Raw genomic sequence first — 24,563 nt, 5'->3', positions numbered from 1 at the left:
CGATTTCTGAGGACGACGCAAGCACGCTACGCGAGCGTCGTTCGAAAATCTTCGATTTTCGTGATCACGAAAGGCGCACTGCGCCTTTCGGACGACAGCGAGCCGCGGGAGCTGAGAACATGGGGGCTTTCTGGCTGTTTGTCGCCGCTGTCCCTTAACTAAACACTGCCGTCTCCCGTTCGGGGCTCGCTGAAGGGAAAGCTATAGCAACGTCGGTGTCCGACCCACTATCATGACTACGACCGGCGAGGAACACGAGCGGACGTTCGACCACGGCGAGGTCGAGCCCCGCTGGCAGTCGGCCTGGGACGAGGCCGACGTGTTCCGCATCGACGACGACGCCACGGACCCCGAGTACGTGCTGGCGATGTTCCCCTACACCTCGGGGCAACTGCACATGGGCCACGTCCGCAACTACACCATCACGGACGCCTTCGCCCGCTTCGAGCGGATGCGCGGGGAGGACGTACTCCACCCGATGGGGTGGGACTCCTTCGGTCTGCCCGCCGAGAACGCCGCCGAGGAACGGGACACCAACCCGCGGGACTGGACGATGAAATGCATCGACCAGATGCGCGACCAGTTCGTCGAGATGGGCTTTGGCTACGACTGGGAACGCGAAATCGCGACCTGCGAACCCGACTACTACCAGTGGAACCAGTGGCTGTTCAAGCAGTTCCGCGAGGCCGGCCTGGTCGAACGCCAGGGCGCGGAACTGAACTGGTGTCCATCCTGTGAGACGGTGCTGGCCGACGAGCAGGTCGAGGGCGAGGCGGAACTGTGCTGGCGGTGTGACACCCCCATCGAGCACCGCGAGATGGACCAGTGGTTCCTCACCATCACCGACTACGCCGAGGAGCTCCGGTCCGATCTGGACGACCTGGAGGGGTGGCCCAACAACGTCCGGGAGATGCAGCGCAACTGGATCGGCAAACAGGAGGGCGCAAGCGTCGCCTTCGAGGTCGGCGACTACGGCGCGGTCGACATCTTCACCACCCGGCTGGACACCATCCACGGCGCGACGTACTTCTCGCTGGCGCCGGGCCATCCGGTCGCCCAGGCTATCGCCGAGGACAACGAGGATGTCCGGGAGTACGTCGAGATGGTCGAAGACGCCGACGAGGACGACCTCGACGTGACTTCCGGCGTCTTCACCGGCGAGTACGCCACCAACCCCGCGACGGGCGAGGAGATTCCCGTCTACGTCGCCGACTACGTCCTGACCGACGTGGGGACGGGGGCGCTGTATGCCGTGCCGGCCCACGACGACCGCGACCACGAGTTCGCCACACACCACGACATCGACATCCGGCAGGTCGTCGAACCGACCGAGGACGCCGACGTCGACCCCGAAGACGTGGACGTTCAGGAAGCGGCCTACACCGAGGACGGGGTGCTGGTCAACAGCGGCGAGTTCGACGGGCTCGAAAGTTCCGAGGCCCGCGAGAAGTTCGTCGAGGTCTTCGACGGCGAGCACCGCACCGAGTACAACCTGAGAGACTGGGGCATCTCCCGCCAGCGCTACTGGGGCACCCCGATTCCGATGATTCACTGCGAGGACTGTGGCTACGTCGAGGTCCCCGACGAGGACCTCCCCGTCGAACTGCCGGAGTTCGTCCACACGACAGGCAACCCGCTGGACGCCGCCGAGGAGTGGAAACATGTCGACTGTCCGGAGTGTGGGGCCGACGCCGTCCGCGAGACGGACACGATGGACACCTTCGTCGACTCCTCGTGGTACTTCCTGCGGTACGTCTCTCCGGACCTCGACGACGCGCCCTTCGATACCGAGCGGGCCAGCGACTGGATGCCCGTCGACCGCTACGTCGGCGGCATCGAACACGCCGTGATGCACCTGCTGTATGCTCGTTTCTTCACGAAGGTGCTCGACGACATCGACCTCGTCGAGGGGGTCCGCGAGCCGTTCCTGCATCTCACAAACCAGGGGATGGTGCTGGGCGAGGACGGCAACAAGATGTCAAAGAGCGGCGACAACGGCGTCTCGCCACAGCGCATCATCGACGAGTACGGCGCCGACACCGCCCGCCTGTTCATCATGGAGGCCGCCCAGCCCGAGAAGGAGTTCGCCTGGAGCCCGGAGGGGGTCCAGTCGGCCCACAGCTTCCTCCAGAACATCTATCGGCTGACCGACGAATTCGCAGCGGGCGAAATCGAGTTTGGCACTGAGAGCGAGATAGCGGACTACGTGGCCCGCGAAATCGACGCCACGGCCGCCCACGCGACGACCGAGTACGAGACGTTCCGCTTCAACCACGCCCTGCAGGCGGCCCGGGAACTCGTCTCCCTGCTGCGTCGCTACCGGGAGGCCACCGACCCCGACGGCGACACGTTCGAGCGCGGGCTCGTGACCGCCGCCAAGCTGCTGGCGCCGGTCGCGCCCCACGTCGCCGAGGAGCTGTGGGAGCGCCTGGACGGCGAGGGGCTCATCGCGGAGGCCGAGTGGCCGACTGCCGAGGCCCCCGAGGACTACGACACCGAGCGCCGGCTGGTCGAGAACACCCGCGAGGACGTCCGTGACATCGTCGACACGGTCGGTATCGAAGACCCCGAGACCATCACGCTCGCGGTGGCGCCCGACTGGAAACACGACGTGGTTGCCATCGCCCGCGAGGCCGACAACGTCGTCCCCGCCGTGATGCAAAACGAGGAGCTCCAGCGACACGGCGAAGCAGCCGCCGACTTCGCGAAAGAGCTGGCCGGGCGGGCCAACATCGACGACCACCTGCCGCCCGAGCGGGAACTGGCCGCACTGGAGCGTGCGGCGTGGCTCGTAGAGCGGGAGTTCGGTGCCGAGGTCGTGGTCCAGTCGGCCGAGGCGGCCGACGATAGCCTGGCGTCGAAGGCCGAACCGGGCCGGCCCGCCATCGACATCGCGGAGTAGAACGGCTAGTTCTGTTTCAGCAGTCCGGCCTCGCCGAGGTCCCGGAGCACGTCTTTCGCGTGGCCCTCCGGTCTGACCCCCTCGTAGAGGCCGACGACCCGGTTGTGGGCGATGACGAACGTCGTCCGACGGGCGTGGCCGTCGACCAGTTCGACGCCGAACGCCTCGGCGACGTTGCCCTCGGGGTCGGCAAGCAGGTCGAACGAGAGGGCCTCGTTTTCGGCGAACTCGTGGTGGCTCTCGACGCCGTCGGTCGAGACGCCGTACACCGGAACGCCGTATTCCTCGAAGCGCTCGGCCTCGTCTTCGAACTCTCTGGCCTCGGTGGCACAGCCCGGGGTGTCGTCTTTCGGGTAGAAATACAGTACCGTCGGCGTCGCGAAGTCGGGCCGGACCCGTTCGCCGTGCTGGTTGTCCGCGACGATGTCGGGGACGCTCTCCCCGGGTTCGAGCGCCATCTCAGTTCACCGGGATGGACGTGCCGTCCTCGTCGTCGGTGGCCTTGGGGAGTGTGACGGTCAGCACGCCGTCCTCGTAGCGTGCGGCCGTCTCGCTCTCGGTGACGGGCTCCGGGAGGCTGACCGTTCGGGAGACCGACTGCCGTCGCCGCTCGCGCTGGACGAAGCTCCCGTCGCTCACCTCGCTTTCCTCAGTCTGGTCGGCGCTGACGGTCAGCGTCCGGCCCTCGGACAGCTGGACGTCGATGTCGTCGCTGTCGTAGCCCGGGAGGTCCGCCCGGACGACGAAGCTGTCGCCGTCGTCTATCACGTCGGCCGGGATGGTGCCGGCGGCGACGCCGAACTGGTCGCCCAGCACGTCGAAGGCGCGCTCTATCTCCGATAGGGGGTCGCGGTCGCTCATGAACGAACGTAGACGCTCGCGGAACTTAAGCGCTGAAGCCGAGCGGGGGCGTCGGATTCGTCGGGCCTACCTGCAGACGACGCTACATAGCGTGGCCGAATTCACCGTCGAGTTACGGTGCCCGTCTCCCGGATGTCGAGAATCAGCCCGTCCGTATCGCTTTCTGCCGAGATGTAGTGGATATGGTCCTCGTCGGTCAGTCTGGAGTTTTCCTCGTACGCACTGTAGCGGACCAGATACCGCCCAGCGCTGACAACGGCCTCACGCGTTTCCCGCCCGTCGGCTTCGATATCGAGAGTCGCGTCGTAGGCTCTCGCCTCGTTCCGTTCCTCATCATCCCGAAAGAAGCCTATCTCTACCGTGTAGGGCGTATCTGATTGGTTGATAACGGTCAGGTCGATCGCCCCATCGCCGGACTGGTTGCCAGCACACCCCGTTACCGGAGCGGCGAACCCGACAGCCGCGATAATCGCCTGACGCCGCTTCATACGCTGTAATACAGAACTGTCTGTAAATGTCTTCTCCCAGGGCCGTCTGTAGTTTGCCGGCCCGGTCGCCCCCACATCGGAAGAAAACCAACCGGACCACCCGCGAGGGGCGCCAAACAGGGCCGAAAACCGCAAGTTGGTGCCCGACTCACTCCGTCTACTCGATTACGGTTTCGGTGTCGTAGGAGCCCAGATGGCGGACCCAGCCGTTCTCGGCCAGTTTCTCGACGTCTTCGAGCGCCTTCTGGGTGCGCTCCTCGTAGAGGCCGGCGGCCGCGTCGAGATGGAAGACGTAGTCGCCGAGGCGTTCGCCGCTCGGGCGGGACTCGATCCGGGTGAGGTTGATGTCACGGTCGGCGAAAGCCTCCAGTAGCTCCAGCAAGAGCCCGGGGTAGTCGGCGTTCGGGTAGATGATAAAGGAGGTCTTCCCGCCGCCCTCGGCGCGTTCGCTCGCGGGCGCGACCGCGACGAAGCGGGTGGCGTTCGAGGACTGGTCCTGGATGTCCTCGGCCAGGAGTTCGAGGTCGTCACCGGCGTTGTCCGGGTGGCCGATAGCGGCCACGTCGGGGTCCTCGCGGGCCCGCTCGACGCCGCGGGCGGTGGAGGCGACTGCCTCCACGTCGACGCCGGGGTAGTGTTCCTCCAGCCAGCCGCGACACTGGGCCAGCGCCTGTGCGTGGCTGGCGACGAGGGCGAACGAGTCGTCCTGTGCCAGCAGGGCGTGGCGAATGGGCGTGATTATCTCCCGGACGACGGCCACGTCGTACTCCGTGAACGCGTCGAGAGACTCCGTGACGGAGCCCTCGATGCTGTTCTCGATGGGGACGACGCCGCGGTCGGCCTCGCCGTCGGCGACGGCCTCGACGATGGCGGTCATCGATTCGGCGAAGTCGATGTCGCCGTCGTCGGCGACCGCCCGGGCGGCCCGGTGGGAGTAGGTCCCCGAGGGGCCGAGCGTGATAGTCGTCATGTGGGCCGCTACTCCGCTTGGGGACAAAAAGTCGGTGGTAGCGCCCCGGAGGCGGCGGTCCGACCGCGCCACCGCGTGGTACCTACGCTGCAAGGCGAAACATGGATATTCAAGCATGGGATATCCCACTCCGTATGTCAGAATCCACGGATACCCTCCCGGACCCCGCAGCGTACGAGTGGGAGTTCGAACAGCGCGGCAACGTCGGCATCTGGTTCATGCAGGGCTGGCGGGGCTTCGCAGACGACGCCCTCGACGCGGCGAGCACCCACTACCGCGAGCGCGGTAGTCGGGCCGACATCGAGGCGACGCTTGCGGTGTTTGGCGACGACACGAACCTCCCCCGCGAGACCCAGGAGTACATGGCCAAGGAGTGGTCGGAAAACGGCGCGTACACCGGCGTCGAGAAGGTCGGTTTCGTCTCCGAGGGGACCACCGCGATGGCGGTGAAATCCAAGATGGACATCCCCGGCGCCGACATCGAGAGTTTCGGCGACCTCGACGCCGCCGTCGAGTGGGCCCAATCCGTCTAAGGACCCGACTCGGGCAGGGACTACGGGGTGACTGCTGCGGTCCCGCGCCAGCGCAACCCTGATATATCGGAGCAGGGTAGTTTGTAGAATATGTGCGCGTCGCGGGAGTCGGGTGCCGGGACGCGCGCGGCGTCGACCGTCATCGGCGTCGTTCTGCTTACCGCCGTCGTCGTCCTTTTGTCGACGCTGGTCGGCGGTGTCGTCCTCTCGAATATCACCGCCCAGTCGACGGGCAACACTCTCGTCAAGTGTGATACCGAGTACACCGACGGCGCCGTCCGGATCCAGCATATAGGTGGCGATGCCGTCGATACGTCGTCGCTCACTCTCGTCTTTCGGAACACGAGCGCCACTGCGCGCCAACTGTTCGAAATCGACACCGGCGACCCCGAACGGTTCGAAACCGGCGACGTGGCTGTGTACGGGTCGCTCGCCCGCACGACCGAGGTGTCAGTCGTCACCGAGGACAGTATCGTCTGCTCGGGGACGGTGGAGCCAGTGACGGCCGCGCCGCCGGACACTTCGACTCCGACTCCGCCGCCGGATACCCCGACGCCACCGCTGACACCGACGCTCGCCGGCTATCAGCTACAGGACAACACCGAGAACAGCAATGTCGAGTACGAACTGTTCTACGACATCGACAACACCGAGGCGTTCGATCGCGTCGAAGTGAGATTTGACAACCGCGGTACCGACTACGGTGATCGAACGGTCGTCAGCGGGGCTGAGCGCGGGAGCGTCTCGTTCTCACAGGGCGGTCGGGAAGGCAGCACGTACGATATCACCGTCGAGGTGTACGACACCGACGGGACCGTGACCGACTCGACCGTCATCACCGACACTGCCGACGGCCGTTCCCAGTCGAGTGGCGACCTGACCGAGGGGACCAGTCCGTCCTTCGTCGGCACCGTCGTCGACGACCTCGGCGGGTCGGAGGCGAACTACGAGACGTCCTACAATGTCACCGATCGCGCCGACTTCGGGTACGTCGAAGTCCAGTACGAGAACCTCGACCGCGGTTGGGCCGACTCGACCTACACGAGCATGGAGCAACGCACTAACGTCGACACTTACGCCGACGACAGTAACGGCGGCACTCGGGGTGACGAGTACCGCGTCTCCCTCCGCCTCTACGATACGGACGGAGTCATCGTCGACGAACGTATCGTTACCGACGTGGCAGACGGCACCGACCCCTCGGGGAACGACGACCTCACCCGGGTGAGTAGTCCGACGCTTGAGAGCTACTCGATTCAGGACCGGACGGAGAACAATAACGGCGACTATCAGGTTCAGTACCGCGTTTCGAACCCGAACGCCGACTTCACCGCAGTCGATGTTGTCTTCGACAACCAGGATAACCCCTATTCCTCTGCTCGGCGGTCCAGTTCGGACGAAAACGGCGCCGTCCAGTTCAGGCAGGGCGGCGTCGAGGGCGACACATACGATATCACCATCCGTGTGCGTGACGCGGACGGCGTCGTGGTCGACGAACGCGTCATCACCGACACCGCCGACGGCACCGACCCCTGAACTACCGCAGCGTCGCCAACTCGTCCTCGCTGAGTTCGATGTCGGCGGCGGCGACGTTCTGTTCGAGATGTTCGAGGCTCGCCGTCCCCGGAATCGGCAGCGTCACGTCCGAGGATTCGAGCAGCCACGCCAGCGCAATCTGGTACGGCGTCGCGTCGTGGCGCTCGGCGATACCGTCGATGCCGTCGACGTCGTCCGCCTCGCCCGCGGCCAGCGGGAACCACGGGATGAAGCCGATACCGTAGTTCTCACACGCGTCGAGTACGTCCTGTGTGTCCCGGTTGGCCACGTTGTACTCGTTTTGGACCGTGGCGATGTCGACGATGTCGCGGGCCTGCTCTAGCTGCTCGACGCTGACGTTCGAGAGGCCGACGTGGCGGACGAGGCCCGCGTCTTTCAGCTCCGCGAGCGCGTGGACGGAGTCCTCGAAGGGGGTGTCGGGGTCCGGGCGGTGCAGCTGGTAGAGGTCGATGGTGTCGACGCCCAGCCGGTCCCGCGAGCAGAGGTAGGCGTTACGGAGGTAGTCGGGGTCACCGTGGGGGAGCCAGTCCGCATCGGTGTTTCGCAACAGGCCGCCCTTGGTCGCGACGACGAGGTCCTCCCGACCGACCTCCAGCGTCTCGCCCAGCAGCCGCTCGGAGACGCCAGGGCCGTAGGAGTCCGCGGTGTCGATGAAGTCCACGCCCAGTTCGACGGCCCGCCGGACCACCTCGCGGGCGTTTTCGACGTCGTCCGGTTCGCCGATGATGTCCTCGCCGGTGATGCGCATCGCGCCGAAACCGAGCCGGTTGACCGTCAGCTCGCCGCCGATGTCGAAGGTGTCGTCGGTCATCGTGGCGAAGTAGACGTCAGGGCCTGAAATGCGGCCGGGTCGCGACACCCTCAGTCGCGTCGCGTCTGCGACAGCCGGACGGAGAGGTAGCCGCCGGCGTAGAAGAGGACGACGCTTGCGACGAAGGCCACGAGCGAGACGGCGACGACCGGCAGCCCCGCCCCGGAGGCCACGAACGGGTTGGCACCCGCTATCTCGACGTAGGCGTCGACTGCCGTCCCGCCGCCCAGTCCGACCGCGAAGACGCCGACGGTCAGCAGGATGGCCAGCCCGCCGGTGCCCAGGCCGACATACCGGGCGAAGTCCTCGATGTCGAGCATCGTGTGGGCCTGGGACTCGGTCAGGGACGCCCGCCGGACGCGGTACAGCGCCGTCCCGACCAGCAGCGTCGCCCCGAACAGTTCCAGGGCCCCGCCCAGAACGCCAAGCAGCAACACCTTCGGCGAGGCGACAGCCGGGTCGGTCGCGGGGAGGTAGCCGGCGGCGCTCGCCGGGAACAGCCCGTACATCAGAAGTAACGCGACCAGCAACCCGAGCAGCGCGCTCTGGAGCATCAGCGTGCGCGGGACCGACTGCCGGAGGAACGCGTGGCGCTGGTATCGGACTCGCTCGTACGTGGTACCCGAGAGAAGGGCGCTTGCGATGTGGTCGTCGGACTGGGAGTCGGTCGTCATATATATTGCCGGTTCTGACAGTGCTTTTTCAAGCACAATTATAACTTTTGTGTCTGGCCTGATACCTGCCTTCGTGGGCCGCTTGGGGTGGCTACTACCTGGTGTGAACTGCCTCACCGCGGGCGGCCATGGCGGCCTCGTGGACGGCCTCGGAGAGTGTGGGGTGTGTGTGGACTGTCCCGGCGATATCTTCGAGCCGTGCGCCCAGCTCGATACCCAGCCCGACCTCGGCGACGAGTTCGGCGGCCTCGGGGCCGACAATCTGGGCGCCCAGCAGGAACTCCGTGTCGGCGTCGGCGACGACGCGGACGAACCCCTCGCGCTCGCCCAGTGTCAGCGCCCGGCCGTTCGCCCGGAGGGGCATCTCGCCGACGAGAGGGTCGAAACCCGCCGCGGCGGCCTCGGCCTCGGTCATGCCGACCGTGCCGATCTCGGGGTCGGTAAACACCGCCGCGGGAATCGCCTGGTGGTCCAGCGCCGCCGGCTCGCCCGCAGCGGCCTCGGCGGCCACCTCGCCTTCGGCCATCGCCTTGTGGGCCAGCATCGGCTCGCCGGCCACATCGCCCACGGCGAAGATGTGGTCGAGCTCTGTCCGGGCCTGCTCGTCGGTCGCCAGGTAGCCGCTCTCGTCCGGGTCGAGGGCGACGTTTTCCAGACCCAGCGTGTCCGTCACCGGCTCGCGACCGACGGCCACGAGGCACTTGTCGGCGTGGTACTCGGTGACCTCGTCCCCTTCGTCCGTCGTCGCCACGCGGACGCGCCCGTCGTCGAGTGCCTCCCAGTCGCTGGCGGCCTCGCCGAAGGCGAAGTCGATACCCAGCGACTCGGCGCGCGCCCGGACGACCTCGCTGACGTCGTCCTCGTACCCCGGCAACACGTCGTCGAGCATCTCCACGACGGTGACCTCGGCGCCCAGCTTCGCGAACACCGTCGACAGCTCCATCCCGATGTACCCCGCCCCGACGACGAGCAGTTCGTCGGGCACGGTTTCCAGCGCCAGCGCCCCGCGCGAGGAGAGGATATGCTCGCCGTCGAACGCGAAGCCCGGAATCTCGATAGGGCGGCTGCCCGTGGCGACGATAGCGTGCTCGAAGGCGACGGTTTCGGAGTCTTGCCCGTCGCCACGGGCCACTCGCACCGTCTCCCCGTCGACGAACTCGGCGGTCCCCTCGATGAGGGTGATGCCTGCCGATTTACAGAGCGACTCGACGCCACGGGTCAGCCTGGTGACGACGCCGTCTTTCCACTCGGCCATCCCTTCCATGTCGACGGCCGGGTCGGCGTAGATGCCCATATCCTCCGCGTTGCGGGCGTCGTGGGCGATATCGCTCGCCGAGATGAGCGCCTTCGAGGGGATACAGCCGTGGTTCAGACAGGTCCCGCCGTAGGCCTCGCGCTCGACCAGCGTCGTATCGAGGCCGAGCCCCGCCGCTCTGATGGCGGCGACGTAGCCGCCCGGCCCCCCGCCGATGACCAGTACTTCCGTCGTGCCGTCTCCGACGACCATACGCGTGTCTGGACGGGACGCCTGATAAATGGGCCGAGCTAGACATGCGGGGCAGTGACGGGACTCACTGAACCGGTAATTCTCACAGCCAGAACGCCCCAGCGGGCTGGACTCGGGGTGGGTCTACGGCGGCCAGCCGCCCGTGAACGCCACTTTCAGTCCCACCCCTGGGTTGGGCAACCGGCTACGGGCGGGGCTTTCGGGCTGTTGGCAGGCGTGTATCCGTCGTTCACAGTGGTGGCAACCACCGTTGCTAGCCGACACACTCAAGCCCGTAATCCCGATACACACGTCCATGAACGTCACCGTCGAGGTGGCCGGCGAGGACACGCACGAACTCGACGTCGCCGAGGACGCCACCTACGCCGACCTGCTCGCCCCGCTTGACCTCTCGCCCCACGCGGTGTCGGTGCTGGTCGACGAGCGGACGGTCCCGACGAACCAGCCCGTCGAGAGCGACCACGTCCGCGTGGTGCGGCTCATCAAGGGCGGGTGAGACTAGCTGAGCGTGTCGAGAAAGCCCAGCCACCGCTTGTGGTCGTCGATAGCGGCCGTCCGGGCGCTCTCGCCGTAGTCCGGCTGTCGGATGTTCTCCAGGGAGTTCAGCGCCCGGTCGATACCGACGATTTCGTCGGCCAGCGTTTCGGCGACCTCCTGGTCCAGCGGGTCTTCCTCCAGGCGTTCCAGCCGCCGGGCGCGCTCGCTCCGTAGCGTCTTTTTGGCGCTCGCGAGCAGTTCGCGGCTCTCCGGTGGGACGCCCGGGACCTTCCGGGTCTCGACGACGAACTCCGCCAGCGGGAGTTCCTCGCCGTCGATTGTGACCGACTCCGGGAGCGAGGCACCGACGGTCGCGCCCTGTCGCTTGACGCGTCGCAGGAGTTTCTCACGGGCCGTGTCGTCCATACGACCGGTAGCGGACGCGGGCTGAAAAGTCGCCCGTCGCTACGGGACAGTGTCGCGGGCCGAACACCGCGCCGTAACCCCCTGTTTTTGCCCGTCGAGTGCGTGCGCCCGGTATGTCCGTCGAGTTCATAGACTTCCTACCACCCACTGTCGGCGACCGGCTCGCGGTCAGCGACGGCGCGCGCGACCGATGACTGCCGTTCGCGAGGCGACGGTGCCGGAACTCTCGGACGTGATGAACGTCCTGGACGGCGCGGTACTCGCGGCGGACGCCGCGACAGTTCGTGAGCGGATTACCGACGACGACGTGCTCGTCGCGGTCTCCGGCGACGGCGAGCGCGCGCTGGGGGCGCTCGTGCTTGACGGCGACCACGTCGACGCCGTCGCAGTCCGCCGCCGCCGGCGGGGACAGGGTATCGGAACGGCGCTGGTCGAGGCAGCTAGCGAGCGACGGGAGCGGCTGACTGCCGAGTTCGACGACGACTTGCGGCCGTTCTACGATGGGCTGGGGTTCGACGTGGCGGAGACCGACGAGCCGGGGCGGCTGTGGGGCGAGCGGCGCTGATACTGCCGGTTGTACGATTGTACAGATAGTTGCCACTCCGGATGGCGAACTCCGTCAGTTTGGTCCAGCCGGCAGTACTGGACGGGACCGTCCCACAGCCCGACAGCCGATACTGTCAGCAAGGATTAACTTAAGCACGGGGCGGACCAAGCGTCGCTATGGTCTCCATCGCCGATTTCACGCTCCCGGCGGGCGACTTCCCCCTGGGGAGAATATTCGAGGACCAGTCCGAGGCGACGCTCGAACTCGACCGCGTCGTCCCGAGTGGCGACACGGTCATGCCGTATTTCTGGGTCCAGGACCCGGCTGGGGACCTGGAGAGCGTCCGGGTGCTGTTCAACAGCCTGCCCGAGCTGCGGTCGGCCGAGTTACTGGTCGATATGGGCGCAAAGGGGCTGTTCCGCGCCGAGTGGGAGCCGGAGTATCTGGGAATCATGGAGGCCATCGCGGCGGCCGACGTGACGGTTCTCGCCGCATCCGGGTCGACGGACGGCTGGCACTTCGAGATTCGTGCGACGACGGTCGAACAGCTCTCGCGGTTCCAGCACCGCTGTTCGGAGCTGGATATCGACGTGGCGCTCGCGCGGCTCAGCCAGCTCTCGGAGACGGGTTCCGACACCGGGTACGACCTCACGCCCGAACAGCACGAGGCGCTGGTACTGGCCTACGAGGAGGGGTACTACGACGACCCGCGCGCAATCGACCAGACGGCGCTCGCATCGCAGCTTGGGATCTCGCGACAGGCCTTCGCGTCCCGACTTCGGCGGGGCTATCGGTCGCTTATCAGGTCGACGCTCCTTTCGGGCCGGGACGGCGACCGCTTATAAACGGATTGCATAGGTAACAGCGGAAATCAACACGGCTGTACGCCTACAACCAGTTAGATGTCTGCCAACGCTTGTAACCATCGCCCGTCAACACACGTTTTCGTCCGTTCGGACGCCGAATCACTCAGCGACACCGTTATCCGGGCCGTCTCGACTGCCTCGGGCCGCTCCCCGACTCCCGGCCCCGGGGCCGACGCGAGCCTCGACCCGCTGTACACGGCTATCGACCCCGACGCGCTCGACTCGGTGTTCACGGCCGACGGGTCGGCCGGCACAGTGACGTTTGACTACCACGGCTACACGGTCACGGCCCACAGCGCGGGCCGTGTCGTTCTCGACGCGTAATCGCTCGCCGTTACACCAGCGGCGCGACCAGGTCCCGCCCGGCGTCTAGCAGTTCCTCGACGCGGGCCTCGCTCCCGGCCTCGGCGTAGATTCGGAGCTTCGGCTCGGTGCCGGAGGGCCGCATCAGCAGCCATGTCCCGTCTTCGAGGCGGACCTTGAACCCGTCGACGGTGTTGATGCCGTCCACGTCGACGCCAGCGACGGTCTCGGGGAGTTCGGTCTCCAGGTCCGAGAGCACCGGCCCCTTCCGGTCGTCGGGGCAGTCGACGCTGATTCGGCTCTGGTGTATCTCGCCGTAGGCCTCGATGAGGTCGTCGACGCGCGCGTCGAGCGATTTCTCGGACTCGGCGGCCGCGGCGACCAGCGCCAGCAGGACGCCGTCCTTGTTCCGCAGGTGGTCGGTCAGGCCGAAGCCGCCCGACTCCTCGCCGCCGAAGAGGGCGTCGTGTTCGCGCATGGCCTCGGCGACCCACTTGAAGCCGACGGCGGTCTCGTGGACCGACTGGTCGTGGGCATCGGCGACGCGGTCGACGATACTTGAGGTCGAGACCGTCCGGACGACATCTCCCTCTCTGGTTTCGAGCAGGTAGTCGTACATCGCGGCCAGAAACAGGTTCGGGTCGAGAAAGCCCCGCTCGGGCGTGACGATGCCGAGCCGGTCGGCGTCGCCGTCGTTGACGAAGCCGATGTCGGCCTCGCCCTCAGTGACCGTCTCGATGAGGTCGCCGACCTTCTCGGCGGTGGGCTCGGGCGACCCGCCACCGAACTCGGGGTCGAGGTAGTCCCGCATCGCGGTCACGTCCGCGCCGGCCCGGTCCAACAGCTCGTCGGTGACGCCGCGGCCGCTGCCATACATCGCGTCGTAGGCCACGGTCAGCCCGTCGAGGTCGGCGTCCGCGTACTCGATGGCGTGGTCGGCGTAGTCGGCCACGAGGTCGCGCTCGGTGACCTCGCCGTGTTCGTCCTCGGGGCGGCTCTCGGGCTCGGCGAGGTTGCTCTCGACTTCCTCGGTGAGGTCGGGCAGCGCGGGCGCGCCCTCGCCGGGGATGAACTTCACGCCGTTGTACTCGGGCGGGTTGTGACTCGCCGTTATCTGGAGCGCCCCGGCGTGGTCGCCCTCCTTGGCGGTCCACGCGACAATCGGTGTGGGCGTGTCCCGCTCGGGCAGGAGCACGTCGAACCCGTTCGCACAGAACACCCGGGACAGCTCCTCGGCGAACCCGCGCGAGGTCTCCCTGGCGTCGTAGCCGATGACCACGGAACCGTCCTCGCCGCGGTCACGGAACGTCGTCGCCAGCGCCTGCCCGACGATGCGTACCCGTGGCTCGGTGAACACGTCGAGGGTCGCTCGCCAGCCGTCCGTCCCGAAGCGTATCGCTGCGGCATCGTCTTCGTCCATGAACGAACAGTCACGTGGGGCCGTCAAAAAGGTCACCCCCTGTCTCAGGGCGCGGACTCGCCTTCCGCACCTTCGCCCGCCACCAGTTGCTCTTTCTCCGACCGCGAGAGCTGCTTGATCTCGTACTCGCGGCTCATCGCCGCCGATTTCGACTCGAAGCGCTCGACGTGGACGAGCTCGACGGGTGTCCGGCCGCGGGTGTACTTTGCGCCCTCGCCGGCGTCGTGTTCACGCACCCGGCGCTCTACGTCGGTCGTGTAGCCGGTATAAAAGCTGTCGTCACTACACCGCACCACGTAGGCGCAGTGGTCAGGGCTCCGCGTGGTGGTCATCGCACGATGCTGGTGACCCAGTCGGTCTCACACTTCGTGGGCGCGTTCTTTCGATACCTCGGCGATGCCAGCGTTCGCCGAGCAGTTCGGGCAGGCCCTGATGTGTCCGTACTCGTCCGCGAACACACGGGCGAACTGGTCCGAGACGTGCGCGCCGCAGTGATTACATTCGGGCATCGTGTTCGTCGGCGACACCACCGCCGACGTACAAATGAAGGTGTTCTAGTCCTATATTCGTTTACCCAAATGGGTTGGTATCCTTCCGTGCTGACAGTATCGGCCCGGCTCATTTGCCCGCCCGTGCCGCCGCGACTCGTCGGGCGATGAGCCCTGCCTGGACGCCGGCGGTAAAGCCCGCGTCGATGTTCACGACCGACAGCGCCGTACAGGACTGGAGCATCCCCGAAAGCGCGGCCTCGCCGCCGCCGCCGTGGCCATAGCCCGTCGAGACCGGCAGGCCGACGACCGGCGTGTCGACCAGCCCGGCGACGACGGTGGGCAGGGCCCCCTCGCGTCCGGCGGCGACGACGAGGACGTCCTGGTCGCGCAGGCGGTCGGCGGCGTCGACGGTCCGGGCGAGGCTGGCGACGCCGGCGTCGTCGATTCGCCGGACGTCGACCCCCATCTCCCGGGCTATCATGGCCGCCTCGCCCGCCGGCACGGCGTCGGACGTACCGGCGGTGACGACGCCGACGGCCGCGTCGATAGCGGGCCGCTCGAACTCGGGGGCCGTGGCCACGAGCCACCGCGCCCGCTCGTCCCACCGGACGGTGGTCCCGGGGGCGCTCTCGTCAAGCGCCCGCCGAACCGCTCCCGCGCCGGCCGCGTCGATTCGGGTGACGATGGCTCGCCCGGTCGTCTCGACGGCGGTCGTCGCCAGGTCGGCCAGTTCCCCGGTCGTCTTGCCCGTGCCCAGCACCGCCTCGGGAACGCCCGAGCGGGCCTCGCGGGCCGCGTCGAAGCGGCCGGCGCCGGTGGTCGCGTAGCCGGCGAGTTCCGACTCGGCCTCGGCGGGCGTCAGCTCCCCCGCCGCGACCGCCTCCAGTATCTCGCGCATACCTCCTGTCCGGGAGCCGCCCACTCCTATCCGTCGGTCTCCGCTGCGGTCGTGCCGGGGGCTGTCCCCTGTCAACACACGGAACGGAAATACCGCCGGCAGCGCGCGCGAGAGGGCGTGAGGGCTCCGATGGCTCCTCGTATATCAACTATGTGGCCACAGCCGCCGCGATGGCGTCGAAATTTGCCTTATTTATATGGGTCCGGTTGGCCGAAACGCCCTGAAACCCCCGTCAGTACCGGTGAGAGCGACCCAATTGGGGAAAGTATTTAAACGGCCCCTTCCCACGGAAACAGTGTATGGCAGACCTAATCGTCAAAGCCGCCGTGAAGGAAGAGCTCGATGACATGAACGTTGCGTCGGACTTCTACGATGCACTCGACGCCGAGGTCGAGGAGCTGCTCGCCGACGCCGCCCGCCGAGCCGACGCCAACGACCGCAAGACAGTCCAGCCGCGAGACCTGTAAGGTCGCTTTCACCCGTTTTCTTTGCGTGAACCACACGTAGCGACAGCGCTGGGCTCCGGTTCGCTTTCGAGGCGATGAGCGGAGCGAATCGCCTTGCTCGCTACAGCTCCCGGACCGTCACGCCGTTTTCGCGCCCGATGTGGACCTCGTCGGCCAGCCCGACGAACAGCCCGTGTTCGACGACGCCGGGCAGCGCCGCCAGCTCCCCGGCCAGCGCCGCCGGCTCGTCGATGTCGCCGAAGGCACAGTCCAACAGGAGATGGCCGTTGTCCGTGACGACGGGGCCGTCCTTGCGCTCGGCCCGCCGGAGCGTCGGCTCGCCGCCCAGCTCGCGGACCGACTCGGCGACGGTCGTCCGGGCCGCCGACAGCACCTCGACAGGCACCGGCTGGGAGAGCGTCTCGGACTCCTTTGTCGGGTCAGCGACGACGAGAAAGCGGTCGGCGCTCGCGTCGACGATCTTCTCGCGGGCGTGGGCCGCCCCGCCGCCCTTTATCAGGTCGCCGTCGGCCACCTCGTCGGCGCCGTCGATGGCCAGGTCGACGCTCGCTTCGTCTAACTCCGCCAGCGGGACGCCGGCCTCGCGAGCGAGCTCCCGGGACTGGAAGGAGGTCGGCACGCCGACGATGTCCAGGCCGGCGTCGACCTGCCGACCGATGGCCCTGATGGCGTGGGCCGCCGTGCTCCCGGTGCCCAGCCCGACGACCATCCCGTCCTCGACCGCCTCGGCCGCCGACTGGCCGGCCGCGCGTTTCGCCGCGTCGGAGCCACCCTGTTTCATACCCGAAACTCCGCCGTGGCGGACAAAACGTTTGTTCTCCAGTCCCCGGTCGTGCGAGCGGTCCCCACGTCGGTACGCTTTTTTCCGCCGGCGACGCCTCTCGGCGTATGACACTGTTTGGAACGAGCGGAATCAGAGGGCCGGTCGGCGAGACTGTCACGGCCGACCTCGCGCTGTCGCTGGGGCGGGCGCTGGGCGTCGACTGCGACCGCGTCGTCGTCGGCCGGGACCCGCGGGCCAGCGGCGAGTTCCTACGGTCCGCGCTGGTCGCTGGACTGTGCGAGAGCGGCACCGACGTAATCGACGTGGGCGTGGCGGCGACGCCGACGGTCGGCCGCGCCGTGGGGTGGCGCGACGCCGACGCCGGCGTCTCCGTCACGGCGAGTCACAACCCGCCGGCGGACAACGGCCTGAAGCTCTGGCAGCCATCGGGACAGGCTTTCGACAGCGACGGCCAGGAGCGAATCGAGGCCCGTATCGCCGAGGGCGCTTTCGAGCCCGCCGCGTGGGACGAAAGCGGGAGCGTCGAGACGTGGGACGCCCGCGCCCGCCACGCCGAGGTCGTCCGGGCCGACCTCGACCGCGAGTCGATGGACAGCCGCGTGGTCGTCGACGTGGGCAACGGCGCCGGCGGCGTCACCGTGGACATCCTCACGTCGCTTGGCTGTCACGTCGAGACGCTGAACGCCCAGCCCGACGGCGCGTTCCCGGGCCGGCCCAGCGAGCCGAAAGCCGAGAACTGCACGTCGCTGTCGACGCTCGTGGCCGAGTCAGACGCCGACATCGGTATCGCCCACGACGGCGACGCCGACCGGATGCGGGCGGTCGCCGACGACGGCACCTACCTCACCGGCGACGTGACGCTCGCGCTCTTTGCCCGCGCGGCCGCCGAACCCGGCCAGCGGGTCGCCGTCCCCGTGGACACGAGCCTGGCGGTCGCGGACTACCTCGCGGAGGTCGACGTGGGCGTCGAGTACACCCCGGTCGGCGACGTCTACGTCGCCGAGGCCGCCGAGGCTCCCGACGTGGCCTTTGGCGGGGAACCAAGCGGCGCGTGGATCTGGCCCGACCACACGCTCTGTCCGGACGGCCCGCTGGCGGCCGCTACTATCGCCGCCCTCAACGCCGACCGGCCGCTGGCCGACCGCATCGCCGAGGTCCCGACCTACCCAATCCGCCGGGACAGCGTCGAGGTCGAGGACAAAGAGAGCGTGATGGAGCGAGTCCGCGAGCGAGTACTCGCCGACTACGACGACGTGACAACGCTGGACGGGGTGCGCGTCGACCTGGGCGACGCGTGGTTCCTGTTGCGCGCCAGCGGTACCCAGCAGCTCGTCCGGGTGACCGCCGAGGCCCGCGACGAGGGTCGCGCTGACGAAGTGTTGTCTACGGCCCGGGACTGTCTGGCCCCCGCTCGCGAGTAAGGCCCCGTGACCGACCCAGTCACGGGGTCGAACGGTTATCTGCGCGTCGACCGGGCCTCGCGGATGTCGGCCCCGTCGCGTATCTTGTCCTCACACTGCGGACAGACCCGTGGTTTCTCGACGCCGTTGGGCGTAAAGACCCGCGCGTATGCGGCAGTTACGAAGTTCTCACAGTTCTGGCATTCCGGCATACACCCTGATAGACGGAGTATATCGTCTTAATTGTGGTGTCGTGTCAGATATTACCACACACGTTCAGAAATCGCTTGTCACGGACTCGTCTTCGCCAAGCTCCACGACGCCGTCGAACAGCTCGCGGAACCGCGCGACGGTGTCGTCGTCGTGGACGCCCTGTGCGAGGTGGAACATCCCGACGGCGTCGTACTCGTCGAGGAGTTCGAGGATATCACCGACGGCCTCCAGCGCCTGGGCCTCGTCGGCGTAGTAGATGAGTTCGGTCAGCGAGTCAAAACTCACGCGCAACTTCCCGTCGTGGCTCGCGAGGAACGCCTCGGTCTCCGCGACGATGCCGTCCAGGTCGTCGGGTGCGGAGGCGTAGCGGACCCGGTCGGACTGCCGGCGGGTGTAGCCCCGCTCGACCGACAGCGTATCGAGGATGGTCGCGCTGTCCTCGTCGACCTCGTAGTACTCCAGTTTCTGTTTGACCTCGCGGGCCGTCGTCCGCGTCGAGATGACAAGCATCGCGTCCGTGTCCGTCGAGAGGAAGTCGGTGTCGAGCCGGTCGGTCGCACCGGTACTGGGATGGACCAGCAGGATTCCGGTGCCACCCTCGACGGTCTCGGGCGTGTTGTCGATGGCCAGCGTGTACTCCATGTGACGCAAAGGGCGGGGCGACACGCTTTAACTTTTGCGAGGCAGCAGTCTCAGAACACGCTGTCGGCGGTCGCCGCGCCGACGACGCTGAAGATGGCGCCGACGCTGACGGCCTTTACGGTCGTCAGTGCGACACTCAGCCGCGTGGGATTCGGGAGGATACCGCCCTCGATGAGGAACGCTTCGGGGGCGGTAAACACCGTCGCCAACACGGCCACGGAGCCGAAGGCGACTATCATCAGGGAGACGAACCGAACGGGGACACCGGCCACCTCGGCCTCCGTCTCGATGTCCCGGTCGGCGTCGGCCTGGTACAGCGCGCCGTAACCGATGGCGAAGACGATGGCCGCGACGGCAAGGGCATGGAACCACGACATGTTCGCCGCCAGCACCCACACCTCCTCGGTGACGACGAAGGGGCCCGCAAGCAGGAATCCCCCGACGACCTGCTGGGCGGTGTCGGCGACGCGGTAGCGGCGACGGCGGGACATACTCCCTCTTGTGCCACCGCTTCGGATAACGCTACTGGGTCGCGGGGTGTCGTCGCCCTGTCGCCTGGCTGGACCGGCGGAGCGTACTGGCCGGGGTCCCGCCCGTCGAGTCCCTGCCCGGTACCTTCCCCCGGCGCTGGTCCGTACGCGCTCCGGGTCGGCCGGTAGACCGAGTCGAAGGGCGTTTTGCCGCTCACCGTCCAGCAGGCGTATGAGCGTCAGCGACGAGTTCGACGACTGGGCCGCTCGCGGGAAAGACCGCGGGATGGAGGACCGCCACTGGCACACCGCAAAGCACGTTCTCGCGCGGATGCCCGTCGAGGCCGGCGACACCGTGCTTGACCTCGGGTCCGGCAGCGGCTACGCCGGTCGGGCACTGAAAGAGACCGCCGACGCGGGCCGGGCCTACGGTATCGACGCCTCGCCGGCGATGGCCGAAAACGCCCGGGAGTACACCGACGACCCCGACGTCGGCTTTCTCGTGGGGGACTTCGAACACCTCCCCTTCGGGACCGACAGCGTCGACCACTGCTTCTCGATGGAGGCCTTCTACTACGCGGGCGACCCCCACGCTGTCCTCGACGAGGTGGCCCGCGTCCTCCGACCCGGCGGCACGTTCCACTGTGCCGTGAACTACTACGAGGAGAACGTCCACTCTCACTCGTGGGACGACCTGGTCGAGGTGCCCATGACCCGCTGGAGCGCCCGGGAGTACCGCGAGGCGTTCCGCGAGGCGGGGCTCGCCGTTGCCGTCCAGGACAACGTCCCCGACCGGGAGATAGAGATTCCGCCGGCCGGCGAGTTCCCCACCGAGAACTGGGACAGCCGGGAGGCGATGGTCGAGCGCTACCGCGAGTTCGGGACGCTCGTCACCGTCGGCGTCGCGCCCTGAGACGCCGCGCTGGCTGTCCGATCCCCGGTGAGACGGCAGTCACATCGAACACACGGACACCTGCGGAGCGGAGGAACGCTTTTGGTACCCACTCGATAAGGTAGGTCGTGCCGACTCGCCAGCGAACGTACGTCCTCGCAGGGCTTTTCGTCCTGTTGGTCTCGCTTGCCATGGTGTCGCTGTCGAGCGTGCTGGGGACCGTCTTCTTCGCGATAACCGTCGCGTACGTGCTCTTCCCGCTCTCGGAGTGGTTCATCGACCGGGGGCTCTCGAAGCGGCTCGCGGCCGCCGTCTCGACCGCCATCGCCTTCGTCGCCGGCTCGCTGATACTCGTCCCGCTGGTCGCCGTGCTGTATCGCCGCCGGCGTGACCTCTTTGGGTTCTTCCAGCGCCTCCCCGACGAGGTCACCGTCGCCGTGGGGGAGTTCAGCTACCCAATCGACATCCAGTCGTGGCTCGTGACCGCCCGCGACGCCGTCGCGGCCCTGGCGGTCGACCTCGCGAGCGAGACGCCGATTCTCGCCCTGAAGGGCGTCCTCTTTGCCATCCTCGTCTACGCGCTGCTCTGGCAGCCAAGCGCCCCGGGGAAAGTCGTCTTCCGGACCGTCCCGAAGCCGTATCACGACATCATCCAGCGGTACCACAGGCGCCTGCGGTCGACGCTGTATGCCATCTACGTCCTGCAGGCGGCGACGGCCTTTGGCACCTTCCTGATGGCCTGGGGGCTGTTCACCCTGCTCGGGTACGACGGCGCGTTCGCGCTGGCGGTCGCCGCCGGCGTCCTCCAGTTCGTCCCGGTCGTCGGCCCGAGCGTCGTCATCCTCGCCATCGCCGCGGCCGAAGCCGTCGCCGGCGACGCCGTCGGCGCGGTCGTCATCACCGTCCTGGGACTTACGCTCGTTGGCTTTCTCCCCGACGCGGTCATCCGCCCGCGGCTGGCCCGCTACACGACGGGGATGCCGGCCAGCCTCTACTTCGTCGGCTTCACCGGCGGCGTGCTCTCGCTTGGTATCATCGGCTTCATCGCCGGCCCGGTGATAATCGCGCTGCTGGTCGAGGCGGTGGAACTGCTGACAGCCGAGAACGGCTCGACACGGACGGAGCGGGCCTAGGCGTCGGAGCGGCTCGCCCCGCGTTACGCGTCGGGGCCCCTCGACTCAAGTGGTCGGTTCTGGGCCTCCCACTCGGTGAGACTCCCCTCGTAGAACTCCACGTCGGGAAAGCCGAGATGCCGGAGGACGACGTAGGTGTGGCTGATGCGCCGGGCGGTGTTGCAGTACAGGACGACGCGTTTCCCGGGGACGATACCGGCCGATTCGAGCACCGATAGCGCCGCGTCCCGGGGGAGCAGCCCGCGCGTCTCGTCGTCGACGAGCTCGCGCCAGTCCAGCAGGACCGCACCGGGGATGTGGCCCGCGGCGTATTCGGACTCGTCGCGGGTGTCCACGACGACGGCGTCGGGGTCGTCCTCGGCCGCTGCCACTCTGTCGGCCCCGACCAGCGGCGTCGACTCGGGCGGCTCGACGCTGTAGTCGGTCGAGGCCACCTCAGGTGTCTCGTTGCTCGTCGGGTGTTCGAGCTGCCAGCTGGAGAAGTCACCGTCGAGCAGGTGGAGCTTCCCGGGGTCGTGGCCCAGCAGCTCCGCCGTCACCAGAAACCGGGCGGCGAAGACGCCGTGGTGGTCGTCGTAGGCGACGACGTCGCTGTCGGCGTCGATGCCGTTTTCCGAGAGCAGGTCGGTCCACTCGCCCGTGCTCGGCAACATCCCCTCGCTGTCGTCCGACCCGGTCCGGAAACGGTCGAACGGAATCGAGACCGCGCCCGGCAGATGTGCCATCGCGTCGTACTCCCAGCCGTCGCGAACGTCGACGATGCGGAGCCGCTCGCTGTTGTCGGCCACCCAGTCGGCGGAGACGATATCGGTCATTACCGGGTCGTTCCCGCTCGGGCCGCTTGAAAACTCCCATCACAGCCGGTCGAAGGTGGTGGCAACTGTTGCCGGCTCTGTCTCACCGCCTCCCGACAGCCCCGCTCACGCCTGCCAGTTCAGGGGTTTCCCCTGACGCTCGTTGACAAACACCATTCCTGTTGTAGAGGCAACATATGCCGTCACAGGGGAGGAGTGGCCGTCCATGCCGACACTCGTGGTAATATATGTATGGTAGACCAACGGTTCAATGCATTATGACTGAATACGCCAACGACGTGCTCGTCTCGGCCGACTGGGCCAGCGAGCACCTCGACGACTTCCAGGACGACGACTCCGGCCTGCGGCTGGTCGAAGTCGACGTCGACACGGAAGCCTACGACGAGGCCCACGCGCCCGGCGCCATCGGCTTCAACTGGGAGACAGACCTGCAGGACCAGACCACCCGCGACATCCTCTCGAAAGACGAGTTCGAGGCGACGATGGGCGCGGCCGGCATCAGCGAGGACGACACCGTCGTACTGTACGGCGACAACTCCAACTGGTTTGCCGCCTACACCTACTGGCAGTTCAAGTACTACGGCCACGACGACGTGAAGCTGCTGGACGGCGGCCGCGAGTACTGGGTCGAGAACGACTACGAGACGACCGACGAGGTCCCCGAGTTCTCCGAGACCACCTACACGGCGTCCGGTCCGCGCGAGTCCATCCGCGCCTACCGGGACGACGTCGAGAACGCCGTCGACAAGGAGCTGCCGCTGGTCGACGTCCGCTCGCCCGAGGAGTACTCCGGCGAGATCCTCGCGCCCCCCGGACTCCAGGAGACCGCCCAGCGTGGCGGCCACATCCCCGGCGCGGAGAACATCTCGTGGGCCGCCGTCACGAACGACGACGGCACCTTCAAGAGCTACGACGAGCTCGAGGAGCTCTACGACGAGTACGGCATCGACGGCGACTCCACGACGGTCGCCTACTGCCGCATCGGCGAGCGCTCCTCGGTCGCCTGGTTCGCGCTCCACGAGCTGCTCGGCTACGACGACACCATCAACTACGACGGCTCCTGGACCGAGTGGGGCAACCTCGTCGGCGCCCCCATCGAGAAGGGCAACTAGTCGGTCTCAATTACGCTGATTTTTTCGCGTGCTGGTCGGGTAGCGGTGCGTGAACGATAGATAACCCAGTGACTGCGCCTGTAGAGAGCCAGAAAGCCCCGAGCGGCTACGGTCCCACGCCTCGTTGCGCTCCTCGCTTCGCTGCGGTGCTTACGTCGGCGGGGTTCCCGTAGCCGCTCGCCCCTTTCAGTCCCACCCGTAGCCAGTTGGTCAAACAGCGCTGGATGGGACTGAAAGGGGCCGACCGTTCGAGTAGCCCGGACGACGCAAGCACCGCAGCCGACCATCGGGAGGCGAGGCGCGCAGCGAGTCCCGGCACTCGAACGGTCGGGGGCTTTCTGGCTGTCACCACTAGGTACTGCCCCAGCTCCACTTCGCACTGCTCCTAGCCGTAGATTCAAGGCCGTAGCTAGCAAGCACCCAGTGTGGACCGACAGGAACTCGAACGCACGCTCGGAGAGACGTTCGACGACGCGGGGGCGGCCGCGGTAGTGGCACGGCAGGCCGGCGACCTGGCCGACGGGGGCCAGTTCGACGCGGACTTCGGCGGCGAACTCACCGTCGAGACCGTCGTCAAGAACCTACAGGACGCGCCGGGCGAGTACACGCTGACCGAACGGTGGAACTGGTGGCTCGGGGCCTTGGACCTCTCACACGGCGGGTACGCGCGCTTCAGCGTCCGCCCGGACGTGGACACGCGGTCCTAGGACCGAAAAAAGCGGCGCAGCCAGCGTCAGAATACCGAGCGCCCGTGGGCTGCTCGTGCGTGTTCGAGGAGTGCCTCCGTGGTCTCGAACTCCTCGCCGCATGTACACGTGTGATACGTGGTCGTGGGTTGCTGGCGTGTTGCCATAGCAGATACACCTTGTCCGTCAATCATAATAATTGTTTATGTAGTAGTGTT

General features: G+C 67.3%; 30 protein-coding genes. 13 read left to right on the top strand and 17 right to left on the bottom strand.

Annotated features, from left to right (window positions below):
- The first annotated feature begins 232 nt into the window (after nucleotides 1-232).
- Nucleotides 233-2,902, top strand: coding sequence for a leucine--tRNA ligase (gene leuS / locus VJ162_RS15755; protein WP_324665657.1), 2,670 nt, complete (start codon nucleotides 233-235; stop codon nucleotides 2,900-2,902).
- Between the two features lie 5 nt (nucleotides 2,903-2,907).
- On the opposite strand, the gene VJ162_RS15750 is transcribed toward leuS, so the two are convergent.
- The 4 genes from VJ162_RS15750 to pheA form a co-directional block, all read right to left on the bottom strand.
- Nucleotides 2,908-3,360, bottom strand: a complete 453-nt coding sequence (locus VJ162_RS15750) for a peroxiredoxin (protein WP_324665655.1) — start codon at nucleotides 3,358-3,360, stop codon at nucleotides 2,908-2,910.
- 1 nt (nucleotide 3,361) lies between these two features.
- The gene (locus VJ162_RS15745; protein WP_324665653.1) at nucleotides 3,362-3,763 is read right to left on the bottom strand and encodes an Hsp20/alpha crystallin family protein; all 402 of its coding nucleotides are present in this window, start codon (nucleotides 3,761-3,763) and stop codon (nucleotides 3,362-3,364) included.
- Nucleotides 3,764-3,864: 101 nt separating this feature from the next.
- Nucleotides 3,865-4,251, bottom strand: coding sequence for a hypothetical protein (locus tag VJ162_RS15740; RefSeq protein ID WP_324665651.1), 387 nt, complete (start codon nucleotides 4,249-4,251; stop codon nucleotides 3,865-3,867).
- A gap of 157 nt (nucleotides 4,252-4,408) precedes the next feature.
- The gene (gene pheA, locus VJ162_RS15735) at nucleotides 4,409-5,221 is read right to left on the bottom strand and encodes a prephenate dehydratase (protein ID WP_324665650.1); all 813 of its coding nucleotides are present in this window, start codon (nucleotides 5,219-5,221) and stop codon (nucleotides 4,409-4,411) included.
- 134 nt (nucleotides 5,222-5,355) lie between these two features.
- Between pheA and VJ162_RS15730 the strand changes: the two genes are divergently transcribed.
- On the top strand, nucleotides 5,356-5,754 hold the full coding sequence (locus tag VJ162_RS15730) for a hypothetical protein (protein WP_324665648.1): 399 nt from the start codon (nucleotides 5,356-5,358) through the stop codon (nucleotides 5,752-5,754).
- 90 nt (nucleotides 5,755-5,844) lie between these two features.
- Complete coding sequence (locus VJ162_RS15725) at nucleotides 5,845-7,290, top strand: type IV pilin (protein ID WP_324665646.1); 1,446 nt, start codon at nucleotides 5,845-5,847, stop codon at nucleotides 7,288-7,290.
- A 1-nt stretch (nucleotide 7,291) separates the two neighbouring features.
- Here VJ162_RS15725 and VJ162_RS15720 read toward each other — a convergent pair whose 3' ends face one another.
- From VJ162_RS15720 to lpdA, 3 genes are all read right to left on the bottom strand, one after another.
- A complete protein-coding gene (locus VJ162_RS15720; RefSeq protein ID WP_324665644.1) occupies nucleotides 7,292-8,122 on the bottom strand; it encodes an aldo/keto reductase in 831 nt (276 codons plus the stop codon).
- Between the two features lie 50 nt (nucleotides 8,123-8,172).
- Nucleotides 8,173-8,796 (bottom strand): hypothetical protein, encoded by a 624-nt coding sequence (locus VJ162_RS15715; RefSeq protein WP_324665642.1) that lies wholly within the window; start codon nucleotides 8,794-8,796, stop codon nucleotides 8,173-8,175.
- Between the two features lie 94 nt (nucleotides 8,797-8,890).
- Nucleotides 8,891-10,303, bottom strand: coding sequence for a dihydrolipoyl dehydrogenase (gene lpdA / locus VJ162_RS15710; protein WP_324665641.1), 1,413 nt, complete (start codon nucleotides 10,301-10,303; stop codon nucleotides 8,891-8,893).
- Nucleotides 10,304-10,598: 295 nt separating this feature from the next.
- Between lpdA and samp2 the strand changes: the two genes are divergently transcribed.
- The gene (gene samp2, locus VJ162_RS15705; RefSeq protein WP_220588538.1) at nucleotides 10,599-10,799 is read left to right on the top strand and encodes a ubiquitin-like small modifier protein SAMP2; all 201 of its coding nucleotides are present in this window, start codon (nucleotides 10,599-10,601) and stop codon (nucleotides 10,797-10,799) included.
- Nucleotides 10,800-10,801: 2 nt separating this feature from the next.
- Here the strand turns inward: samp2 and VJ162_RS15700 are convergent, their stop codons facing one another.
- Nucleotides 10,802-11,206 carry a DUF5788 family protein gene (locus VJ162_RS15700; RefSeq protein ID WP_324665638.1) on the bottom strand — a complete coding sequence of 135 codons (405 nt, stop codon included), beginning with the start codon at nucleotides 11,204-11,206 and terminating at the stop codon, nucleotides 10,802-10,804.
- A 190-nt stretch (nucleotides 11,207-11,396) separates the two neighbouring features.
- Here VJ162_RS15700 and VJ162_RS15695 point away from each other — a divergent pair, with 190 nt between their 5' ends.
- The 3 genes from VJ162_RS15695 to VJ162_RS15685 all read left to right on the top strand — a co-directional run bounded on the left by VJ162_RS15695 (nucleotide 11,397) and on the right by VJ162_RS15685 (nucleotide 12,943).
- Entirely contained in the window at nucleotides 11,397-11,771 is a 375-nt protein-coding gene (locus VJ162_RS15695) for a GNAT family N-acetyltransferase (protein WP_324665636.1), read from the top strand.
- A 158-nt stretch (nucleotides 11,772-11,929) separates the two neighbouring features.
- The gene (locus tag VJ162_RS15690) at nucleotides 11,930-12,598 is read left to right on the top strand and encodes a helix-turn-helix domain-containing protein (protein ID WP_324665634.1); all 669 of its coding nucleotides are present in this window, start codon (nucleotides 11,930-11,932) and stop codon (nucleotides 12,596-12,598) included.
- A gap of 57 nt (nucleotides 12,599-12,655) precedes the next feature.
- The gene (locus VJ162_RS15685; protein ID WP_324665632.1) at nucleotides 12,656-12,943 is read left to right on the top strand and encodes a HalOD1 output domain-containing protein; all 288 of its coding nucleotides are present in this window, start codon (nucleotides 12,656-12,658) and stop codon (nucleotides 12,941-12,943) included.
- Between the two features lie 10 nt (nucleotides 12,944-12,953).
- Here VJ162_RS15685 and VJ162_RS15680 read toward each other — a convergent pair whose 3' ends face one another.
- From VJ162_RS15680 to larB, 4 genes are all read right to left on the bottom strand, one after another.
- Nucleotides 12,954-14,342, bottom strand: a complete 1,389-nt coding sequence (locus tag VJ162_RS15680) for a phosphohexomutase domain-containing protein (protein ID WP_324665630.1) — start codon at nucleotides 14,340-14,342, stop codon at nucleotides 12,954-12,956.
- A 44-nt stretch (nucleotides 14,343-14,386) separates the two neighbouring features.
- Nucleotides 14,387-14,674, bottom strand: a complete 288-nt coding sequence (locus VJ162_RS15675; protein WP_324665628.1) for a GIY-YIG nuclease family protein — start codon at nucleotides 14,672-14,674, stop codon at nucleotides 14,387-14,389.
- Nucleotides 14,675-14,701: 27 nt separating this feature from the next.
- A complete protein-coding gene (locus VJ162_RS15670) occupies nucleotides 14,702-14,851 on the bottom strand; it encodes a DUF7563 family protein (RefSeq protein ID WP_324665626.1) in 150 nt (49 codons plus the stop codon).
- 109 nt (nucleotides 14,852-14,960) lie between these two features.
- Entirely contained in the window at nucleotides 14,961-15,731 is a 771-nt protein-coding gene (gene larB / locus VJ162_RS15665; RefSeq protein ID WP_324665624.1) for a nickel pincer cofactor biosynthesis protein LarB, read from the bottom strand.
- 299 nt (nucleotides 15,732-16,030) lie between these two features.
- Between larB and VJ162_RS15660 the strand changes: the two genes are divergently transcribed.
- Nucleotides 16,031-16,198 carry a DUF1931 domain-containing protein gene (locus VJ162_RS15660; RefSeq protein ID WP_220588548.1) on the top strand — a complete coding sequence of 56 codons (168 nt, stop codon included), beginning with the start codon at nucleotides 16,031-16,033 and terminating at the stop codon, nucleotides 16,196-16,198.
- Between the two features lie 100 nt (nucleotides 16,199-16,298).
- Here VJ162_RS15660 and rpiA read toward each other — a convergent pair whose 3' ends face one another.
- Entirely contained in the window at nucleotides 16,299-16,979 is a 681-nt protein-coding gene (rpiA, locus tag VJ162_RS15655; RefSeq protein ID WP_324665621.1) for a ribose-5-phosphate isomerase RpiA, read from the bottom strand.
- Nucleotides 16,980-17,086: 107 nt separating this feature from the next.
- On the opposite strand from rpiA, the gene glmM reads away from it, so the two are divergent.
- Nucleotides 17,087-18,403 carry a phosphoglucosamine mutase gene (gene glmM, locus VJ162_RS15650; RefSeq protein WP_324665619.1) on the top strand — a complete coding sequence of 439 codons (1,317 nt, stop codon included), beginning with the start codon at nucleotides 17,087-17,089 and terminating at the stop codon, nucleotides 18,401-18,403.
- 35 nt (nucleotides 18,404-18,438) lie between these two features.
- Here the strand turns inward: glmM and VJ162_RS15645 are convergent, their stop codons facing one another.
- The 3 genes from VJ162_RS15645 to VJ162_RS15635 form a co-directional block, all read right to left on the bottom strand.
- On the bottom strand, nucleotides 18,439-18,594 hold the full coding sequence (locus VJ162_RS15645; protein WP_220588552.1) for a DUF7563 family protein: 156 nt from the start codon (nucleotides 18,592-18,594) through the stop codon (nucleotides 18,439-18,441).
- A 64-nt stretch (nucleotides 18,595-18,658) separates the two neighbouring features.
- Entirely contained in the window at nucleotides 18,659-19,237 is a 579-nt protein-coding gene (locus tag VJ162_RS15640; protein ID WP_324665616.1) for a DUF7090 family protein, read from the bottom strand.
- A gap of 50 nt (nucleotides 19,238-19,287) precedes the next feature.
- Entirely contained in the window at nucleotides 19,288-19,728 is a 441-nt protein-coding gene (locus VJ162_RS15635) for a DUF2391 family protein (protein WP_324665615.1), read from the bottom strand.
- A gap of 211 nt (nucleotides 19,729-19,939) precedes the next feature.
- Between VJ162_RS15635 and VJ162_RS15630 the strand changes: the two genes are divergently transcribed.
- Nucleotides 19,940-20,620: a class I SAM-dependent methyltransferase gene (locus tag VJ162_RS15630; RefSeq protein ID WP_324665613.1), complete on the top strand. Its 681-nt coding sequence runs from the start codon at nucleotides 19,940-19,942 to the stop codon at nucleotides 20,618-20,620.
- A gap of 107 nt (nucleotides 20,621-20,727) precedes the next feature.
- Nucleotides 20,728-21,732, top strand: a complete 1,005-nt coding sequence (locus VJ162_RS15625) for an AI-2E family transporter (protein WP_324665611.1) — start codon at nucleotides 20,728-20,730, stop codon at nucleotides 21,730-21,732.
- Between the two features lie 23 nt (nucleotides 21,733-21,755).
- Here VJ162_RS15625 and VJ162_RS15620 read toward each other — a convergent pair whose 3' ends face one another.
- Complete coding sequence (locus VJ162_RS15620; protein WP_324665609.1) at nucleotides 21,756-22,547, bottom strand: sulfurtransferase; 792 nt, start codon at nucleotides 22,545-22,547, stop codon at nucleotides 21,756-21,758.
- Nucleotides 22,548-22,804: 257 nt separating this feature from the next.
- Between VJ162_RS15620 and VJ162_RS15615 the strand changes: the two genes are divergently transcribed.
- Both VJ162_RS15615 and VJ162_RS15610 read left to right on the top strand, forming a co-directional pair.
- Complete coding sequence (locus VJ162_RS15615; RefSeq protein ID WP_324665607.1) at nucleotides 22,805-23,659, top strand: sulfurtransferase; 855 nt, start codon at nucleotides 22,805-22,807, stop codon at nucleotides 23,657-23,659.
- 425 nt (nucleotides 23,660-24,084) lie between these two features.
- Nucleotides 24,085-24,366, top strand: coding sequence for a hypothetical protein (locus VJ162_RS15610; protein WP_324665605.1), 282 nt, complete (start codon nucleotides 24,085-24,087; stop codon nucleotides 24,364-24,366).
- The last annotated feature ends 197 nt before the right edge of the window (nucleotides 24,367-24,563 follow it).

The organism is Haloarcula sediminis (assembly GCF_035656455.1).
Taxonomy (GTDB): Archaea; Halobacteriota; Halobacteria; order Halobacteriales; family Haloarculaceae; genus Haloarcula; species Haloarcula sediminis.
This window is presented reverse-complemented; position numbering and strand designations above follow the sequence as displayed.

What these genes read in the sequence shown, in the direction of transcription:
- lpdA (WP_324665641.1), bottom strand. Translation starts at nt 10,303, where the DNA reads ATGGTCGTCGGAGACGGCACGACGGAAGTACTGGTCATCGGCGGGGGG.
- larB (WP_324665624.1), bottom strand. Translation starts at nt 15,731, where the DNA reads ATGCGCGAGATACTGGAGGCGGTCGCGGCGGGGGAGCTGACGCCCGCC.
- VJ162_RS15730 (WP_324665648.1), top strand. Translation starts at nt 5,356, where the DNA reads ATGTCAGAATCCACGGATACCCTCCCGGACCCCGCAGCGTACGAGTGG.
- VJ162_RS15640 (WP_324665616.1), bottom strand. Translation starts at nt 19,237, where the DNA reads ATGGAGTACACGCTGGCCATCGACAACACGCCCGAGACCGTCGAGGGT.
- VJ162_RS15630 (WP_324665613.1), top strand. Translation starts at nt 19,940, where the DNA reads ATGAGCGTCAGCGACGAGTTCGACGACTGGGCCGCTCGCGGGAAAGAC.
- VJ162_RS15720 (WP_324665644.1), bottom strand. Translation starts at nt 8,122, where the DNA reads ATGACCGACGACACCTTCGACATCGGCGGCGAGCTGACGGTCAACCGG.
- VJ162_RS15745 (WP_324665653.1), bottom strand. Translation starts at nt 3,763, where the DNA reads ATGAGCGACCGCGACCCCCTATCGGAGATAGAGCGCGCCTTCGACGTG.
- VJ162_RS15670 (WP_324665626.1), bottom strand. Translation starts at nt 14,851, where the DNA reads ATGCCCGAATGTAATCACTGCGGCGCGCACGTCTCGGACCAGTTCGCC.
- VJ162_RS15660 (WP_220588548.1), top strand. Translation starts at nt 16,031, where the DNA reads ATGGCAGACCTAATCGTCAAAGCCGCCGTGAAGGAAGAGCTCGATGAC.
- rpiA (WP_324665621.1), bottom strand. Translation starts at nt 16,979, where the DNA reads ATGAAACAGGGTGGCTCCGACGCGGCGAAACGCGCGGCCGGCCAGTCG.
- leuS (WP_324665657.1), top strand. Translation starts at nt 233, where the DNA reads ATGACTACGACCGGCGAGGAACACGAGCGGACGTTCGACCACGGCGAG.
- VJ162_RS15690 (WP_324665634.1), top strand. Translation starts at nt 11,930, where the DNA reads ATGGTCTCCATCGCCGATTTCACGCTCCCGGCGGGCGACTTCCCCCTG.
- VJ162_RS15725 (WP_324665646.1), top strand. Translation starts at nt 5,845, where the DNA reads ATGTGCGCGTCGCGGGAGTCGGGTGCCGGGACGCGCGCGGCGTCGACC.
- VJ162_RS15680 (WP_324665630.1), bottom strand. Translation starts at nt 14,342, where the DNA reads ATGGACGAAGACGATGCCGCAGCGATACGCTTCGGGACGGACGGCTGG.
- VJ162_RS15750 (WP_324665655.1), bottom strand. Translation starts at nt 3,360, where the DNA reads ATGGCGCTCGAACCCGGGGAGAGCGTCCCCGACATCGTCGCGGACAAC.
- VJ162_RS15715 (WP_324665642.1), bottom strand. Translation starts at nt 8,796, where the DNA reads ATGACGACCGACTCCCAGTCCGACGACCACATCGCAAGCGCCCTTCTC.
- VJ162_RS15695 (WP_324665636.1), top strand. Translation starts at nt 11,397, where the DNA reads ATGACTGCCGTTCGCGAGGCGACGGTGCCGGAACTCTCGGACGTGATG.
- VJ162_RS15700 (WP_324665638.1), bottom strand. Translation starts at nt 11,206, where the DNA reads ATGGACGACACGGCCCGTGAGAAACTCCTGCGACGCGTCAAGCGACAG.
- glmM (WP_324665619.1), top strand. Translation starts at nt 17,087, where the DNA reads ATGACACTGTTTGGAACGAGCGGAATCAGAGGGCCGGTCGGCGAGACT.
- pheA (WP_324665650.1), bottom strand. Translation starts at nt 5,221, where the DNA reads ATGACGACTATCACGCTCGGCCCCTCGGGGACCTACTCCCACCGGGCC.
- samp2 (WP_220588538.1), top strand. Translation starts at nt 10,599, where the DNA reads ATGAACGTCACCGTCGAGGTGGCCGGCGAGGACACGCACGAACTCGAC.
- VJ162_RS15740 (WP_324665651.1), bottom strand. Translation starts at nt 4,251, where the DNA reads ATGAAGCGGCGTCAGGCGATTATCGCGGCTGTCGGGTTCGCCGCTCCG.
- VJ162_RS15635 (WP_324665615.1), bottom strand. Translation starts at nt 19,728, where the DNA reads ATGTCCCGCCGTCGCCGCTACCGCGTCGCCGACACCGCCCAGCAGGTC.
- VJ162_RS15620 (WP_324665609.1), bottom strand. Translation starts at nt 22,547, where the DNA reads ATGACCGATATCGTCTCCGCCGACTGGGTGGCCGACAACAGCGAGCGG.
- VJ162_RS15675 (WP_324665628.1), bottom strand. Translation starts at nt 14,674, where the DNA reads ATGACCACCACGCGGAGCCCTGACCACTGCGCCTACGTGGTGCGGTGT.
- VJ162_RS15615 (WP_324665607.1), top strand. Translation starts at nt 22,805, where the DNA reads ATGACTGAATACGCCAACGACGTGCTCGTCTCGGCCGACTGGGCCAGC.
- VJ162_RS15645 (WP_220588552.1), bottom strand. Translation starts at nt 18,594, where the DNA reads ATGCCGGAATGCCAGAACTGTGAGAACTTCGTAACTGCCGCATACGCG.
- VJ162_RS15685 (WP_324665632.1), top strand. Translation starts at nt 12,656, where the DNA reads ATGTCTGCCAACGCTTGTAACCATCGCCCGTCAACACACGTTTTCGTC.